The 15,225-nt window shown below is 27.4% G+C and carries 14 protein-coding genes and 1 pseudogene; 3 read left to right on the forward strand and 12 right to left on the reverse strand.

From position 1 onward, the window contains the following. Positions 1-5: 5 nt before the first annotated feature. The 4 genes and pseudogenes from ACQRD5_RS01235 to ACQRD5_RS01250 form a co-directional block, all read right to left on the reverse strand. Positions 6-974, reverse strand: a complete 969-nt coding sequence (locus ACQRD5_RS01235; RefSeq protein WP_294168308.1) for an RluA family pseudouridine synthase — start codon at positions 972-974, stop codon at positions 6-8. Between the two features lie 63 nt (positions 975-1,037). Further along, on the reverse strand, positions 1,038-2,228 hold the full coding sequence (locus tag ACQRD5_RS01240; RefSeq protein WP_320901576.1) for a M20 family metallopeptidase: 1,191 nt from the start codon (positions 2,226-2,228) through the stop codon (positions 1,038-1,040). A 463-nt stretch (positions 2,229-2,691) separates the two neighbouring features. Beyond that, positions 2,692-2,949 (reverse strand): annotated as a pseudogene (locus tag ACQRD5_RS01245) (cell division protein FtsA); the annotation flags it as partial. Between the two features lie 91 nt (positions 2,950-3,040). After that, a complete protein-coding gene (locus ACQRD5_RS01250) occupies positions 3,041-5,032 on the reverse strand; it encodes an ATP-dependent helicase (protein WP_427746426.1) in 1,992 nt (663 codons plus the stop codon). Between the two features lie 142 nt (positions 5,033-5,174). Between ACQRD5_RS01250 and ACQRD5_RS01255 the strand changes: the two genes are divergently transcribed. After that, on the forward strand, positions 5,175-6,641 hold the full coding sequence (locus ACQRD5_RS01255; RefSeq protein ID WP_294168298.1) for a nicotinate phosphoribosyltransferase: 1,467 nt from the start codon (positions 5,175-5,177) through the stop codon (positions 6,639-6,641). 43 nt (positions 6,642-6,684) lie between these two features. Here the strand turns inward: ACQRD5_RS01255 and ACQRD5_RS01260 are convergent, their stop codons facing one another. From ACQRD5_RS01260 to ACQRD5_RS01270, 3 genes are all read right to left on the reverse strand, one after another. Then, a complete protein-coding gene (locus ACQRD5_RS01260) occupies positions 6,685-6,906 on the reverse strand; it encodes a hypothetical protein (RefSeq protein ID WP_320901582.1) in 222 nt (73 codons plus the stop codon). Positions 6,907-7,022: 116 nt separating this feature from the next. Then, positions 7,023-8,225, reverse strand: coding sequence for an EAL and HDOD domain-containing protein (locus tag ACQRD5_RS01265; RefSeq protein ID WP_320901584.1), 1,203 nt, complete (start codon positions 8,223-8,225; stop codon positions 7,023-7,025). A gap of 227 nt (positions 8,226-8,452) precedes the next feature. Further along, the gene (locus tag ACQRD5_RS01270) at positions 8,453-8,785 is read right to left on the reverse strand and encodes a hypothetical protein (RefSeq protein WP_294168293.1); all 333 of its coding nucleotides are present in this window, start codon (positions 8,783-8,785) and stop codon (positions 8,453-8,455) included. Positions 8,786-9,082: 297 nt separating this feature from the next. Here ACQRD5_RS01270 and ACQRD5_RS01275 point away from each other — a divergent pair, with 297 nt between their 5' ends. Beyond that, positions 9,083-9,490 carry a Fur family transcriptional regulator gene (locus ACQRD5_RS01275; protein WP_294169774.1) on the forward strand — a complete coding sequence of 136 codons (408 nt, stop codon included), beginning with the start codon at positions 9,083-9,085 and terminating at the stop codon, positions 9,488-9,490. A gap of 181 nt (positions 9,491-9,671) precedes the next feature. Here the strand turns inward: ACQRD5_RS01275 and ACQRD5_RS01280 are convergent, their stop codons facing one another. The 3 genes from ACQRD5_RS01280 to ACQRD5_RS01290 all read right to left on the reverse strand — a co-directional run bounded on the left by ACQRD5_RS01280 (position 9,672) and on the right by ACQRD5_RS01290 (position 11,018). Next, positions 9,672-10,202: a hypothetical protein gene (locus tag ACQRD5_RS01280; protein ID WP_294188021.1), complete on the reverse strand. Its 531-nt coding sequence runs from the start codon at positions 10,200-10,202 to the stop codon at positions 9,672-9,674. A 107-nt stretch (positions 10,203-10,309) separates the two neighbouring features. Next, entirely contained in the window at positions 10,310-10,579 is a 270-nt protein-coding gene (locus tag ACQRD5_RS01285; RefSeq protein ID WP_294169772.1) for a hypothetical protein, read from the reverse strand. Between the two features lie 25 nt (positions 10,580-10,604). Continuing rightward, positions 10,605-11,018 carry a hypothetical protein gene (locus ACQRD5_RS01290; protein WP_294169770.1) on the reverse strand — a complete coding sequence of 138 codons (414 nt, stop codon included), beginning with the start codon at positions 11,016-11,018 and terminating at the stop codon, positions 10,605-10,607. Positions 11,019-11,648: 630 nt separating this feature from the next. Here ACQRD5_RS01290 and ACQRD5_RS01295 point away from each other — a divergent pair. Beyond that, positions 11,649-12,080, forward strand: coding sequence for a hypothetical protein (locus ACQRD5_RS01295; protein ID WP_294169768.1), 432 nt, complete (start codon positions 11,649-11,651; stop codon positions 12,078-12,080). A 194-nt stretch (positions 12,081-12,274) separates the two neighbouring features. On the opposite strand, the gene yihA is transcribed toward ACQRD5_RS01295, so the two are convergent. Together yihA and lon are read right to left on the reverse strand one after the other, a co-directional pair. Then, positions 12,275-12,886, reverse strand: a complete 612-nt coding sequence (yihA, locus tag ACQRD5_RS01300; RefSeq protein ID WP_294169766.1) for a ribosome biogenesis GTP-binding protein YihA/YsxC — start codon at positions 12,884-12,886, stop codon at positions 12,275-12,277. Then, a complete protein-coding gene (lon, locus tag ACQRD5_RS01305) occupies positions 12,879-15,209 on the reverse strand; it encodes an endopeptidase La (protein ID WP_320901588.1) in 2,331 nt (776 codons plus the stop codon). Before lon ends, yihA begins: the two co-directional genes overlap by 8 nt. Positions 15,210-15,225: the final 16 nt, after the last annotated feature.

The raw sequence follows: 15,225 nt of genomic DNA on the forward strand, positions 1-15,225 counted from the left end.
ATTTACTATATTTTAAACTTAAACACATCATTTTTTATCTTTTTAAATACTGGTGGTAAGCTCTCTGTTATTGTTTTATTATTTAAATAGCTTAATTTATCTTTTGTATCCCTAAAAATTAATTTATATGCATATAAGAATTGGCAATCTAAACCGAACTTATTTGCAAAGAATGAATTAAGTTTTCTATCACCATATTTATTATCACCTATAATAGGAGTTCCTAAGTGAGATAGATGAGCCCTTATTTGATGGCTTCTTCCTGTTATTAAATCTATTTCTAAAAATGAATAAGCTCCATTTGTTTTTAAAGTTTTAACTTCCATTGCTATTTCTTTAGAATTAGGTACTTTTTCATCATAAATCCTAGAAATATTTGCATCCTCATTTTTTAGAATATATCCTTTATATAATCCATCCTTAATTTTACCCTTAACTAAGGCATTATAGTATTTTTCAACCTTACCTTCTCTTATTAATTCATTTACATTTCTTAACGCTTCAAAATTCTTCCCGAATATAACTATTCCTGAAGTATTTCTATCTAATCTATTACATGGTGCTGGAGTAAAGGTTACTTCATTTTCAGGTAAATAATCACCTTTTTCATTTAAGTATGATAATACATAATCAGTTAAACTTGGCTCCTTTCCCTTTTCATCTGGATGAACTAGGATATTAGGCCATTTTTCAACTATTAATATATTAGCATCCTCATATGTTATTTTCATTCCACTTGCATTTACCTTAATAAACTTTTCTTCTGGTTTTTCTTTAGTACTTTGTATATATTTAATTTCAATCACATCATCTACTTGAAGAGTGTAATTCTCTTTTTGTTTTTTTCCATTAACTCTTACATCACCTTTTCTTAAGGCTTTAAATATTTTACTTAATGGAACATCCTTTAATAACTTTCTTAAAAATTTGTCTAACCTTTGACCTGCTTCATTTGTTCCTATTTCTATTCTCAAAGTAATCACTCCTAGTTTCTATTTTATGAACTATTTTCCCCATTCTAATAGATTAATATTAATTTAACTTCTTGTCAAATATTCAAATGCCATTTGACATTGCATTGCTACTCCAAGTGGTAGACAATCTTCATCTATATCAAATAAACTACTATGTGCTGGATAAATTATGTTCTTTTCTTTATTACCTGAACCTAAGAAATAAAATACTGCTGGTCTTTCATTTGCAAAATATGCAAAGCTTTCAACCCCCATTTTAGGATGCTTTTGAAGTAATACATTTTCACTTCCTAAAATCTTTTCTGCTCCTATCTTAAAAAGCTCTACCATATTATCATCATTATAAAGATTAGGATAAGATTCTTCTATATCTATTTCTGCAGAAGCCCTAGAAGACTTACATATTCCTTCTACTATATCTCTTAATCTTTCCTTTGCAAAAGCTCTATCTTCTTTACTCATAGTTCTTATAACACCACTTATTGTAACCTCTTCTGGTATTATATTTTGAGCAGTTCCACCATGAATACTTCCAACAGTTATTACTGCAGGGTTAGCTGTATTTATTTCTCTACTAACTATAGTTTGTAATGCCAATACAATATGACTTGCTATAACTACTGGATCTACAGTAGTATGAGGATAAGCTCCATGACCACCTGATCCCTTAATCTTTATAGTAAATGGATTTGATGCTGCATTTACTACTCCATCCTTTATCATAATTGTTCCACATTCTAAAGTTTCCTCTACATGAAGGCCACAAACACAATCTACTTTAGGATTTTCTAAAACTCCTTCTTCAATCATAAATCTAGCTCCACCAATTGTTTCTTCAGCTGGTTCAAAGAATAATTTAACATTTCCACTAAATAAATGCTTGTTTTTATTTAATAATTTAGCTGCCCCTAATAAAATTGTAGCATGAGCATCATGTCCACATGCATGCATTCTACCACTTATTTTTGAATTATAATCACAAACCTTCTTATCTAAGATAGGTAGTCCATCAATATCTCCTCTTAAAGCTATTGTCCTTATATTATCACTATTACTTTCCTTAGTTCCTCTTATAATTCCACAAACTCCTGTTTTAGCTACTTCTCTAAATTCAATACCTTCATTTTTCAAAAAGTCTTTTATAAATTTAGAAGTTTCATATTCCTCCATACCTAACTCTGGATGTTCATGTAATGTTCTTCTTACTTTAATTAATTCATCTTTTATGCTTATTGCTTCATTTTTAAAATTCATAAATTTTGCCCCCTTATTTATATTTATGTAATATTACTTAGGACCAGAAAACTTTAATGCTATCCCCATCTTTCAACTTTTCTGTATAGCCTACTTTGTTTCCATTTAACATTAAATTAATTATGCCCTTTGCTTCTCTTAAATCAAAAGAAACATAGTTAAATATATCAACAAAAACGTATTCTTTTTTCCCATGTAATTTTACACTAGAATCATTAAATTTTACTTCTATTTCAGTTGTAGCTTTTGTTTTTTCTTCTTCATAAGTAGTTAATTTATCATTTTCATTAATAATATAGTTATCACTAATATTTACTGAATCCTTTTTAATATTTACTTCCTTTTTAATTATATACTTTTTTATATCCCCAATTGTCTTAGGAAGAATTATATTAATATCATCATTTTCTTTTATAAAATAATTTATATCTTATTATACTTTCAGAACTTATTGTTTTTAAAAACCTGCAGCTGCAATGGATACATCTTTAAGGTTAATACCTAATTCTGATTGAATTTCACTTAGTATTGTTTTAACACCTTTTGCTACTAAATCTATATCATGAATTTCTCCATCTATCATTGCTCTTTCTTCATGTTCTAAGTACTTTTCACATATAACTTTGAATTTATTATCTTCAATTATTCCAACAGTTCCTATTAATGACCGCATTCCCACATCTAGTGCAAATTTAACCTTACTTAAATCTACATTCTCCATATAAATACACCTCATACCCTATAATATAGCTTCTATTCTCCTTTTATTGCCATAATAAAATTATACAGCCTAATGTCTAATTAGTGAACAATTACTTATTTTTTGTAATAAGATTATTTTCCATTAATACCTTAATTGAGAAGCTTTTACCTATCTTATCGCCAAAATCTACTTTTATAACATCTTTATTAATTTCTAATACTCTGCCTCTTCCATAAGCCTTATGAGTAATTATATCATTAATCTTTATTCCATAATCTTCATTAGTTTCTATTTCTTTAAATTTACCTTCTATAACAAATCTTGAAGCTTCCTTAAATTTTCCTCTTTGAGTTTTAGGAGAAAATATATAAAGATTATCTATAGCCCTTGTTATTCCAACATAAAACAATCTTCTTTCTTCTTCAATATTTTCTTCCATTGAGGATCTATGTGGAATTGTTTCTTCATTTGCATTAATTAAAAATACATTTTTGAATTCCATTCCCTTAACTCCATGAATTGTACTTAAAATAACTCCTTCTTTTATATCCTTGCTTTCTTCTATACTTTCTTTAACTTTTTCTACATGAGAAAGCAATTCTATAATAGTCTTAAGTCCATCAGCTGCACTTTTAAATTCTTCCACTATATCTTCTAAATCATCAATACTTTGATTATACCTTTCTGAATAATCCTTTAGATAATCTATATAGCCAAGTTCCGTTATAATATATTGTATTGCTGATGATAAGGATAGCTTATTCAAGTGAATAATATCTTTTCTTAATTCATCTAGCTTTTTGGCTTGATATGGCGGTGTATCTTTTTTTTCAATTAATATATCAAAGGGAGATTTATCTTCTCTGTAAGTTCTTAAATATTCTAAATTGCTCTTACTAACATATCTAAAGGGTTTATTTATAGTATGTAAAAAACTCTCCCTGTCCTTAATATTAATAGCAAGTTGTAAATAAGCTAAAATATCCTTAGAAATAAAGTGTTCAAAAAAATTATATCCTTTATCTAAAAGGACAAAAGGTATTCTTCTTCTTGTAAATGTATCTATAAGGCTTCTAGCTTCCATATTAGTTCTATATAAAACAGCATTTTTACTTACATCATATATAGACTTTTCAATTATGTTCGCTATCTCTTCCCCTTGACTTCTTTCATCATAAGGAGATGAAAACTTTATAATTCCATTAGTGCTTTTATAAGAATTAATCACTTTATTATTTCGTTTTAAATTATGTTTTATTACATCTTTAGAAGCCTCCACAATATTTTCATTACTTCTATAATTTATAGATAAGTAAATCTTTTCTCCTCCATTAAATATTTCCTTAAAAGTCACCATGTACTCTGGCTTAGAGCCTCTAAAACTATAAATGCATTGATCTTCATCTCCTACTGCAAATAAAGAGTTGTTTTTATTCATCATTTTTAAAAATGTAATTTGTAAATCATCACAATCTTGAAATTCATCTACAAGAACATATTTAAATAAACTTAGATATTTATTTAATAAGCCTTCATTTTCTCTAAATAAAGTTATTACCTTTATTGATAAATCGTCAAAATCCCAAAGTTCATTTTTATTTTTATATTCTTCATATTTCTCTAAAGCTTCTACAAAAATATCCTTAGCTAAAGAAGGCTTAAAATCTTCTATTTTTTTTAAAGAAGTTTTAAATAATGAAATATTGTTAAGGACTTCTTTAATCTTATCTTCACTAACTTCATCTGAATATTTTGCTAAAACGGATTTAATAATTCTATGAGAAACACCTCCTTGAATTATAGATATATTGTGGCCTTCTCTTAATAGAATCTTATAAAATAATCCATGGAAGGTTCCAAAAAAAGGTGCAACTTCTCTATTAAATACATTTTTGTATCTAGTCCTCATATTATCTGCTGCTGCCCTTGTAAAAGTTATTACAATTATATTTCCAACCTTAACATTTAAATTAGTAACTAAATGATTTACTCTATTAATAATTACTGTAGTTTTACCAGAGCCTGGGGCTGCTACAACTAATACATTTTTTTCATTTATATTAACAGCTTTATTCTGATATTTATCTAAATCAACCTTCATGTTATCTCCTCTTACTATTTATTATTGACTTTTTTATACTACAAATAACTATATTGTAATAATTTATTTATAGAGGTACAATAGGTATATGTTTCAATATTAATTTCTTTAGTATATTAATATTAAGAAAAAGGAGAAGAATATGGAAAACTTAATAAGATTTGATGTTACTAATGAACGTAATCTAACAATGTTAGTAGATTTTTATGAGTTAACTATGGCAAATGGTTACTTTAATAAAGAAATTCAAAATAAAATAGCTTATTTTGATATGTATTTTAGAAGAGTTCCAGATGGTGGCGGATACTGTATTATGGCAGGAGTGGAACAATTAATTCAGTATTTAAGCAACTTAAATTTTACAGATTCTGATATAGATTATTTAAGAAGTAAAAATATTTTTTCAGAAGATTTTTTAACTTATCTAAAAAACTTTGAATTTGAATGTGATGTATGGGCTATTCCTGAGGGGAATTTTGTTTTTCCAAACCAACCACTTGTTGTCGTAAGAGGTCCAGTTGTTCAAGCTCAATTTATAGAAACTATGATCCTACTTACAATAAACCACCAAACTCTAATAGCAACTAAAGCTAATAGAATATGTAGAGCAGCAGACGGAAGAACTGTAATGGAGTTTGGTTCACGTAGAGCCCAAGGATATGATGGTGCTATATATGGTGCTAGAGCTTCTATAATTGGTGGATGTGATTCTACAGCTTGTACTATAGCCGATAAATATTTTAGTGTTCCAGCAGTTGGTACTATGGCTCATAGTTGGGTACAGTTATTTGATACTGAATATGAAGCATTTAAAGCCTGGGCTGAAGTTTATCCAGATAACTGTTCTCTATTAATTGATACTTACAACGTTTTAAAATCTGGATTACCAAATGCAATAAAGGTTTTTGATGAAATTTTAAAACCACTTGGAAAAAGACCTAAAGGTATTAGAATAGATTCTGGTGATATTACTTATCTAACTAAGAAATGTAGAAAAATTCTAGATGCAGCTGGATATGAAGATTGTAAGATAATAGTGTCTAACTCATTAGATGAACATATAATAAGAGATGTTTTAAGCCAAGGAGCTTGTATTGATTCCTTTGGAGTTGGTGAAAGATTAATAACTGCAAAATCAGAACCTGTTTTTGGAGGAGTCTATAAACTTGTAGCTGTTGAAAAAAATAATAAAATAATACCTAAAATAAAAATTAGTGAAAATACAGAAAAAATAACTAATCCAGGCTTTAAGAAAATATATAGAATTTATGACAAGGATACTCATAATGCTATAGCTGATCTTATTGCCTTAAACTCTGAAGTTATTGATGAATCAAAGCCACTTGAAATCTTCCATCCAATAGAAACTTGGAAGAGAAAAACGGTAACTAATTTTTATGTAAAAGATTTAATGGTAAAAATTTTCGATAAAGGTAATCAAGTATATGAAAGTCCTTCTGTATTAGAAATTAAAGAGTTTTCTAAAAATGAAAGTTTAAAAATGTGGCCTGAAATTCTAAGATTTGAAAATCCACATACTTATTATGTAGATTTATCAGAAAATTTATGGAAATTAAAACAAGACTTACTTCATAAATGTATAAAATAAGGAGCTGTATAGCTCCTTATTCCTATATTTCCATCTATATTTTTTAATAGTTAATAACCCTACTATCCTCATCATAACTTGAATATCTATCTTGAGAATAGAATAAATCATCATTTAAATTTTCTGCAAAAGAAAACTTAGCACCTGATGTTGATAATTCCTTAAAAGGACATATATCATTCTCGTTATCTACAGTATGCATTGGGCATTCATTATAACAATTAACCCTTTCTTTGTTTGTTGACCAAAACGGACACTTACTCATACTCTTCCCTCCAAACCCCAATAGTTGAAAACGAAATCACAATTTTCTTATATTATAGTATATATTTTTGTTAAAATAAAGTATTCTAGCACTACTTTTGTGAGACAAATATCGACTTAATTATCTATATTACTACACCGCTCTATGGATTTTGAATATATTCTCCATAATAGGTCCTCGTTAATACTCATTTTTTTTCGCATTTCAGTTATTTTATCACTATCAACATTTTCATAAGCTAATGCTAAGTCTAAAATATCCTTAAGTACATTTTGTTCTCCTAGTAATGCATTCTTAATCTCAGAGTTTAACGGTAACTCTTTAACTACATAATCAATATTTTTTTCAATCATTTGATGCATATTAGAAAATAATCCTACCATAAATGCTTGAGGAGCATAATTGGATGAAATTATATTAGATATTTCTTCACAAAATTTTGCTCTAATAATTATGCTATTTGCATACCCAGAATTTATAGAAGACATCTCTACAACAGTTAAAATAGATAACCATTTTCTAAGTTCTTCTCTACCTATTAATATAATAGCTTGTCTAATTGATTTTATTTCTTGAAGAAAATTAAAATATGATGAATTTATAAATTTTAAAAACTTATATGTTAATGCAACATCAGTTTTCATTATATATTCAACCTTATCAATATCATAATTTTCCTTAATAAGCTCAACTAATAACATAAATATGCTAGTATTCTTAACAGCAATATCCTTTCCTAAAAATATGGAAGGCTTACTATAGTAATACCCTTGAAAATAAATATATCCCAATTCTTTTGCTTCATTTAATTCCTCAGAAGTTTCAACCTTCTCTGCTAACATATCTATATTATATTTATTACATATATAAGCAATTTTCTTTCTAGCTTCACTTGTAGCTAATCTAAAGTCAACTTTAACTATATCAATTACTCCAATAAACTTTACAATATGTTCAACCTCTACAACATCATCTAATGCTATATAATATCCTAAATCCTTTAGGGACAATAATTTATTTATTATTTCTTCTGATGGATTAACAGTTTCAAGTACTTCTATTACAACATTTTCTTTTGGAAGTAAAGTGGCAATATCTTTCATTATCAAAGCTTCAGAAAAATTAACAAAAGCTCTTTTTTTATTTGTTAAAATATCCAATCCAAAGGATGATATGTTTTCAATAACTTTATAAGTTGAAACATCATCTTCAACTAAAGGATTGTAACTATTTTTCATAGAGTTCCTATATAATAATTCATAAGCCACTACTTTTCCATTTTTATCATAAATTCCTTGTCTAGCTATAAAAATATCCATATATTTTTCCTCTTTTATCAATATAAATCCATTATAACCTAAAACATGTAAATTTAGAATATTTTTTTAATTTAAAATAGAGCTGCCTAAGCAGCTCCTTTATTAAAATTTTAGAATGCAAATTTAGAATTATTGAAAAAATATATATTTTAGAAACTCCTAGGGAAATTTCTTTCTTAATTTTTCATTATTCATTTTAGATTGTGCCACAGCACCATTTTTATCTTTTATTTTTTAAAGTGAATACTATTCTTAACTACAGAAATATTTATTATCTCATTTGTAAATGCTTTAAGAAGAGCTTTTTCTAAAACTTTTTCATGATCAAAGTTTTCTATATCTCTACATTCAGCAAAAACTTTATTTAATTCTCCATCTACATTTCTATAAGTTAATGTAACATATGGCTTATCATATTGCACATCAACTATTTTTAATCCCCATGAAATTTGTGCATAGTCACCATCTGATGTTAATTTAGTTAAATCCCTTAACTTATCCTTTTCTTCTGAAGGATCACTAACTACTATTAATTCATCCCCAACTTTATATTTTCCCATATAAATTCCTCCTTAAATAAATTAATTCTATCTTTAGTATATATTATTACTAAAAATTATGATATTATAATTTAGTATACTTAGACAACCTTTTGTTAATTTATTAACAACTCTTGTTTTTATAATATCATAAGTCTTACTTTATTACAATATTATTAGAATTATTAGAAAATTTCAAGTTAATTTTTTCTAATAGATATTTATTATCTATTAGAAATTATTAGTAATAAATAAATATTGACATGTAAAACTATATATTATATAATTGGTATACAAATAGAAAAAGGATGGTGTATTATGGAAAATATAACTTCTATCTTCAGAGAAAAGAAATTAAAGCTTACTCCTCAAAGATTAGCAGTTTATAAATATTTAATGAGTACAAATGAACATCCTTCTGCAGAAATTATATATAAATCACTTCAACCTGAGTATCCTACTATGAGCTTGGCTACGGTCTACAAAGCTTTAAAAACTTTAGTGGAAGTTGGATTAGTTCAAGAAATTAACGTTGGTGAAGGTAATTTTAGATATGATGCTAATCAAGGCGAACACGCTCATATCCAATGTATAAACTGTAGTAAGGTTTCCGATTTAGAAAATTTATCATTTTCTACTCTTAATCATGCTGCTGAGGAATGCTCAGAATTTAAAGTTTTATCAAATCGAGTTTTCTTTTACGGATTATGTAAAAATTGTAAATAAAATAAAAAACAAGCTAAATCTTATGATTTTAGCTTTTTTTATTTTGAAGGCCGCATTATTGCGGCCTAAAAGGGGGATGGGGGGTTTTAGCTTAAACGAAGATTTCTCTACGTTTGCTATAGGAGAATACTTCTCCGGTACAATAATAGTATTAGCTACTCCCAATCCTTTTATTCATTTTTTATTTAAATAAGCCACTATTATAAGCATCAATTACCTTATCTAAAAAAACAGCTTTTTTATAATCTACTATGCTTTTTATAGCCACTAACATTTGTACATTTTCATCTTCTTCAAGAAATTCATTTCCTATATCTTCTTTAATTTCTTCATCATAATTTTCATTTTCAATGTTATCTAGGTTTTCAGTATTTATTTTATTATTTTCAAAATTAGATATATTGGACTCATTATTATATAAGTTAAAATTCCCTAATCCTAAATTGCTCATAATGTTTTGTAATGGAGTGAAATCAAATCCCATTGAATTTGACTGCTTACTATTGCCTTGATCTAAGTTGAAATTATTTAAATCTATACCATCTGTTTTCATAGAAGATAGTATACTTCCAATTTGATTAAAATCTATGTTGCTACCCAAAAGATTCATAAGTTGGGTTGGATTAATACCAAAAGGAATGTTATTTCTTAAATTGCTAGAAGATTGGCTATTTATTCTATCCTCCCTGCGTCTTCTTCTTCTTTTAGACATTAAAGTTCCTCCAATTATATTTCTGTTGCTTTATTATATGTAAAAATATTTTTTTTGATTATATTTTTGAGCATTTTTTTGGAGGGCTTTGCCCTCCATCCTCTATACTAATATCCGCAGCCGTCTCCACCGAACATATTTCCGAAGCAGCCTCCACATAGTAAGAATAATAATATTATTAAAACTGAACAGTTACTATTTAATAGACCAGAAGCACATGCAATTAATAAGAATATAATTGGAGTAATACAACTATTTAATCCACCAAATATATTTCCTGTTCCACAGCAAGCATTTCCCATTGGCTCGCAACATACTGGTTCACAGCAGCAGCAATCATCATATTTTTTTTCACGGCAATGTTTTCTCTTTGACATGATTTTCTCTCCTTTCTAATTCATATTAGCAGCATCCGCCAAATAAATTTCCACACCCGAAGTTACCACAGTTTCCAAAACCTGAACCATTACAAAGGAATAAAATAACTAATAGGAATAGATAAGGTGTACAATTTCCTAATCCACCAGATCCGCCATATCCTCCAGATCCACCACCATCACAGCAGCATTCTTCACAACAGCAATCACGTCTACGTGATTTCTTACAACAGCAGCGACTTCTACCTCTGTTACCATATCCACCGCCAAATCCTCCGCTGTAGAATAGGATTAATAAGATCCAAATCCAACTTCCAAATCCGCCAAAACAACCATTGTTATTACAACAGTTTCCAATTGGTTGTGATGGACAATTTGGTGCAACATTATCATTACAGCCACATGAATTTAAACCATTTAGAATTTCATTCATTTCCATAACTTACTCCTCCTTGGGATTTTTAGTTTTTTTGTTTTATAATATATGATATTCCCTCGAATAATAATTGCCACTGTTTTTTATTGTAATATTATAAAAAATAGTATATAAATATTGTATTCCTTGCTCCGTCGCTACGCTCCAAGTCGCCGTCATACAATATTTATATACTCAAGTACTAAAGGAAATAATTCCTCATTGCATTCGGAATTATGGAGATTGCTCTATATAACTTTATTGCCGTTTAACTGTAGTTTTTCTTATTACTTCCGTCTCTTTGCTTCAAGTCACCCTCATACGATACTTCCCTCTTTCTACACTAATGGTAATAATTCATCACTTTGTTCTGAATTATGAAAGGTATTTATATGATAATCAATATATTCCCAAAAACTATTATTGTTGCGATTTCCTAAAGTCCAAGTCCTCATGATAGGATATTTATATAAAAATTCTTTTATAAATATAAGGCTTTGTTTTGTTTGAATGTTGATAATTATTAACTTTTAAAATGGTAATTATTTCTATTCATCATGGAATTATATCCCAAATTAATATATAATAAAAATATATATTTTTTGTAATTGTATTTTATTATTCAGAAAATTTATTTATAAGTAAGGAGAAATTATGAAATTAAAGTTAAAAAACGGAAACTTAGTTAATACAACTTATTCCTTAGCCTATATTGTATTATCATATGTATTTACACTGTGGTATCAAATTGAATATCTCGCTTTTGAGGTTGAGGCTTCAAGAGCTATTGTTTTTCTGATTTTCAATATTATTTTTGTAGTATTAACATTATGCTTTTTAAAACTTAGCAATAGAAATATAGCAATACTTATTATAACCATATTTAGTATAATAAGTTTAAAAGTTTACGCCACAGGACCTATGCAAATATTATTAAATAATAAATTTAATGATTCCTTACCAAAGGAAGCTATAATAACCTTTGCATTTATAGTAGAAATAATAATATTTATTTCAAATTTAGCAGTTTCATTTTATGCTATATTTAGATTACATGAATTGCAAGAAAATAAAAGTAATATTTAAAGCGAAATCTTAAACTATTGCGAATTAAAATACTTTTTATTATCAACATCAGTTTAAAACAGAGCCAAATATAAAAAAGGATATCGGTATTATATTTATTATCAACTAAGATTGCTCTAAGTTGCAATTATATAATATCTATATCCTTATATATTGAAAGTAATAATTTTTAAATTTAATTGCAATTATTAAAATTATTCACTTTCTGTTTCGCTTTCTACTAATGGTCCAAAAAGATTATCAATTAATTCATCTTTTCCTTTTTTATTAACAGATGAGAAAAAGTATAATTTATCTTCTTTTCCTAGCTTCAAAGTATCTCTTATTACTTTTTCATTTTTTCTTAGTTCATTATTAGATAATTTATCACTTTTAGTAGCAATAATTACTTCATCATATCCATAAAATTTAATCCATTCATGCATTTGAATATCATCTGCTGTAGGTTTATGTCTAGAATCAACTAATAAAACTACTCTTTTTAATTCTTCACGACCACTTAAATAAGTTTCAATAGTATTTCCCCAGCTAGCCTTTTCTGTTTTAGAAACTTTAGCATATCCATACCCTGGTAAGTCTACTAAATATAATTCATTATTATTAATTTCAAAGAAATTAATTAATCTAGTCTTTCCAGGAGTTTGACTTACTTTAGCTAATTTTCTTCTATTTGTTAAAGCATTAATTATTGAACTTTTTCCAACATTTGAACGCCCTACAAAAGCAATTTCAGGTAATCCTGTTACTGGATACTGATCTTTTTTAACAGCAGAAGTAACAAAATCTGAATTTTTTATTTTAAACAATAGTATCAACTCCAATTATGGCTTTTTTTAATACCTCATCAACATGATCAACTGTAATAATATCAAGTTTATTTTTAACCACATCAGGTATTTTATTTATATCTTTTTCATTTTCCTTAGGAATTATTATAGTATCAATTCCAGCTCTAAAAGCAGCAATAGATTTTTCTTTTAATCCCCCTATAGCTAAAACTCTTCCTGTTAAAGTGACTTCACCTGTCATAGCTACATTGCTTCTTACTTTTTTATTGCTTAATGCTGAAACTATTGAAGTTATTATAGTAACACCAGCTGAAGGTCCATCTTTCTTTATAGCTCCTTCTGGGAAATGAATATGAATATCTGTATTCTTATAAAAGTCTTCATTTATACCATATTTTTTTGCATTAGCTCTCACAAATCCAAAGGCAATTTTAGCAGATTCTTGCATTACATCTCCTAGTTGTCCAGTTAATGTAAGCTTTCCACTTCCATTCATAGTTACAGCTTCTACTGGTAATGTATCTCCACCAGCAGCTGTCCATGCCATTCCTTTAACTACTCCAACTCTGTCTTCTTTATCTTTAATATCAAAAGTAAAGATTTTGTTTCCTAAATATTTTTCTAATCTATTAGCATTTATTGAAATAGATTTTTTATTATTTTTCATCATTTCTGTAAGAGATTTTCTTATAAGTTTTCCTAAAACTCTTTCTAAACTTCTTACTCCAGCTTCTCTTGTATAGTAATTAATTATATCCTTTATTGCTGCTTCAGATATTTTAAACTCATTATTTTCTAATTTATGTTCTTTTAATAATTTAGGAATTAAATATTCTTTTGCTATATGATATTTTTCTTCATAAGTATATCCTGATACTTCTATTATTTCCATTCTATCTAAAAGAGGTCCTGGAATTGTATCTAATGAATTTGCAGTTGTTATAAATAATACTTTAGATAGATCCATATCTAATTCTAAATAATGATCTCTAAAGGTATTATTTTGTTCACTATCTAGCACTTCTAAAAGTGCATCTGCAACATTTCCTCTATGATCTGAACCAAGCTTATCTATTTCATCTAATAAAATAAGTGGATTATTAACTTTTGCTTCCTTTAAAGCATAAGCTATTCTTCCCGGTATAGCACCTACATAAGTTTTTCTATGTCCCCTAATTTCAGCCTCATCTCTAACACCACCTAAGGACATTCTAGTATACTTTCTATTAGTTGCATGTGCTATAGACTTAGCTATAGAAGTTTTTCCAACTCCAGGAGGACCAACTAAACATATTATAGGTCCCTTTAAGCTTTTTGTATATTCCTTTACAGCTAAATACTCTATTATTCTTTCTTTTACTTCTTCTAAGCCATAATGCTCATTATTAAGAATTTCTTCTGCTTCTTTAATATTAAAATTATCCTTTGTTGATTTATTCCATGGAATATCTAAAATCCAATCTAAATAAGTTCTTATAACGTTACTTTCTGAACCTTGCCCAGCAGAAAATTTTAGCCTATTTAATTCACTTTCAGCTTTTTCACGAACATGTTTAGGTAATTTAGCCTTCTTTATTTTATTTTCGTAATTAGAAATCTCTTTCTTTTCTTCGTCATCTTCACCAATTTCTTCTTGAAGTGCTCTAATTTGCTCTCTTATATAATATTCTCTTTGAGATTTATCAATACTTTCTTTAAGCCTTTTTCCTACTTTTCTTTCTATATTTAATATATCAATTTGATTTTCTATTATAACTAATAGCTTTTCTATTCTCTTAATACAATCAACTTCTTGAAGAATTTCTTGTCTTTTATCTTCATCAACTATTACATATGAAGCAACCACATCAGCAAGTTCACTACAGTTCTTAATAGTACCAAAAATAGACATAATACTACTTCTATTATTTCCAGAAATATTTAAATACTTACTGAAACTCTTTTTAAGCAAGTTTACATAAGCTTCTATTCCTTCATATTCTTCATTAGAAGGTTCTTTTATTCTTTCTACCTCTGATTCTATATATTCCTCTTTATCTTTTATACTTATAAGTCTACCTCTATCTATACCCTCTACTAATACTCTTATAACATTATTCGGTAATTTAATTATTTGTTTTATTTTGCAAATAGTTCCAATTTCGAAAATATCATCAAAACTAGGTTCTTCTATTTCATAATCCTTTTGTGTTGATAAGAATATTTCTATTTGATTGTCCATTGCTGCTTCTATTGCAGCTATTGACTTTTCCCTTCCTACATCAAAATGCATAATCATATTTGGAAAGATACTAATACCTCTTAAAGGAATTAAAGGTAGAGTCATAAAATTTTCACTCATTATTCCCATCCTCCTT

This window comes from Clostridium sp. SGI.024 (assembly GCF_050315195.1).
Lineage (GTDB): Bacteria > Bacillota > Clostridia > Clostridiales > Clostridiaceae > Clostridium.

What these genes read in the sequence shown, in the direction of transcription:
- ACQRD5_RS01240 (WP_320901576.1), bottom strand. Translation starts at nt 2,228, where the DNA reads ATGAATTTTAAAAATGAAGCAATAAGCATAAAAGATGAATTAATTAAA.
- ACQRD5_RS01250 (WP_427746426.1), bottom strand. Translation starts at nt 5,032, where the DNA reads ATGAAGGTTGATTTAGATAAATATCAGAATAAAGCTGTTAATATAAAT.
- ACQRD5_RS01255 (WP_294168298.1), top strand. Translation starts at nt 5,175, where the DNA reads ATGGAAAACTTAATAAGATTTGATGTTACTAATGAACGTAATCTAACA.
- ACQRD5_RS01260 (WP_320901582.1), bottom strand. Translation starts at nt 6,906, where the DNA reads ATGAGTAAGTGTCCGTTTTGGTCAACAAACAAAGAAAGGGTTAATTGT.
- ACQRD5_RS01265 (WP_320901584.1), bottom strand. Translation starts at nt 8,225, where the DNA reads ATGGATATTTTTATAGCTAGACAAGGAATTTATGATAAAAATGGAAAA.
- ACQRD5_RS01270 (WP_294168293.1), bottom strand. Translation starts at nt 8,785, where the DNA reads ATGGGAAAATATAAAGTTGGGGATGAATTAATAGTAGTTAGTGATCCT.
- ACQRD5_RS01275 (WP_294169774.1), top strand. Translation starts at nt 9,083, where the DNA reads ATGGAAAATATAACTTCTATCTTCAGAGAAAAGAAATTAAAGCTTACT.
- ACQRD5_RS01280 (WP_294188021.1), bottom strand. Translation starts at nt 10,202, where the DNA reads ATGTCTAAAAGAAGAAGAAGACGCAGGGAGGATAGAATAAATAGCCAA.
- ACQRD5_RS01285 (WP_294169772.1), bottom strand. Translation starts at nt 10,579, where the DNA reads ATGTCAAAGAGAAAACATTGCCGTGAAAAAAAATATGATGATTGCTGC.
- ACQRD5_RS01290 (WP_294169770.1), bottom strand. Translation starts at nt 11,018, where the DNA reads ATGGAAATGAATGAAATTCTAAATGGTTTAAATTCATGTGGCTGTAAT.
- ACQRD5_RS01295 (WP_294169768.1), top strand. Translation starts at nt 11,649, where the DNA reads ATGAAATTAAAGTTAAAAAACGGAAACTTAGTTAATACAACTTATTCC.
- lon (WP_320901588.1), bottom strand. Translation starts at nt 15,209, where the DNA reads ATGAGTGAAAATTTTATGACTCTACCTTTAATTCCTTTAAGAGGTATT.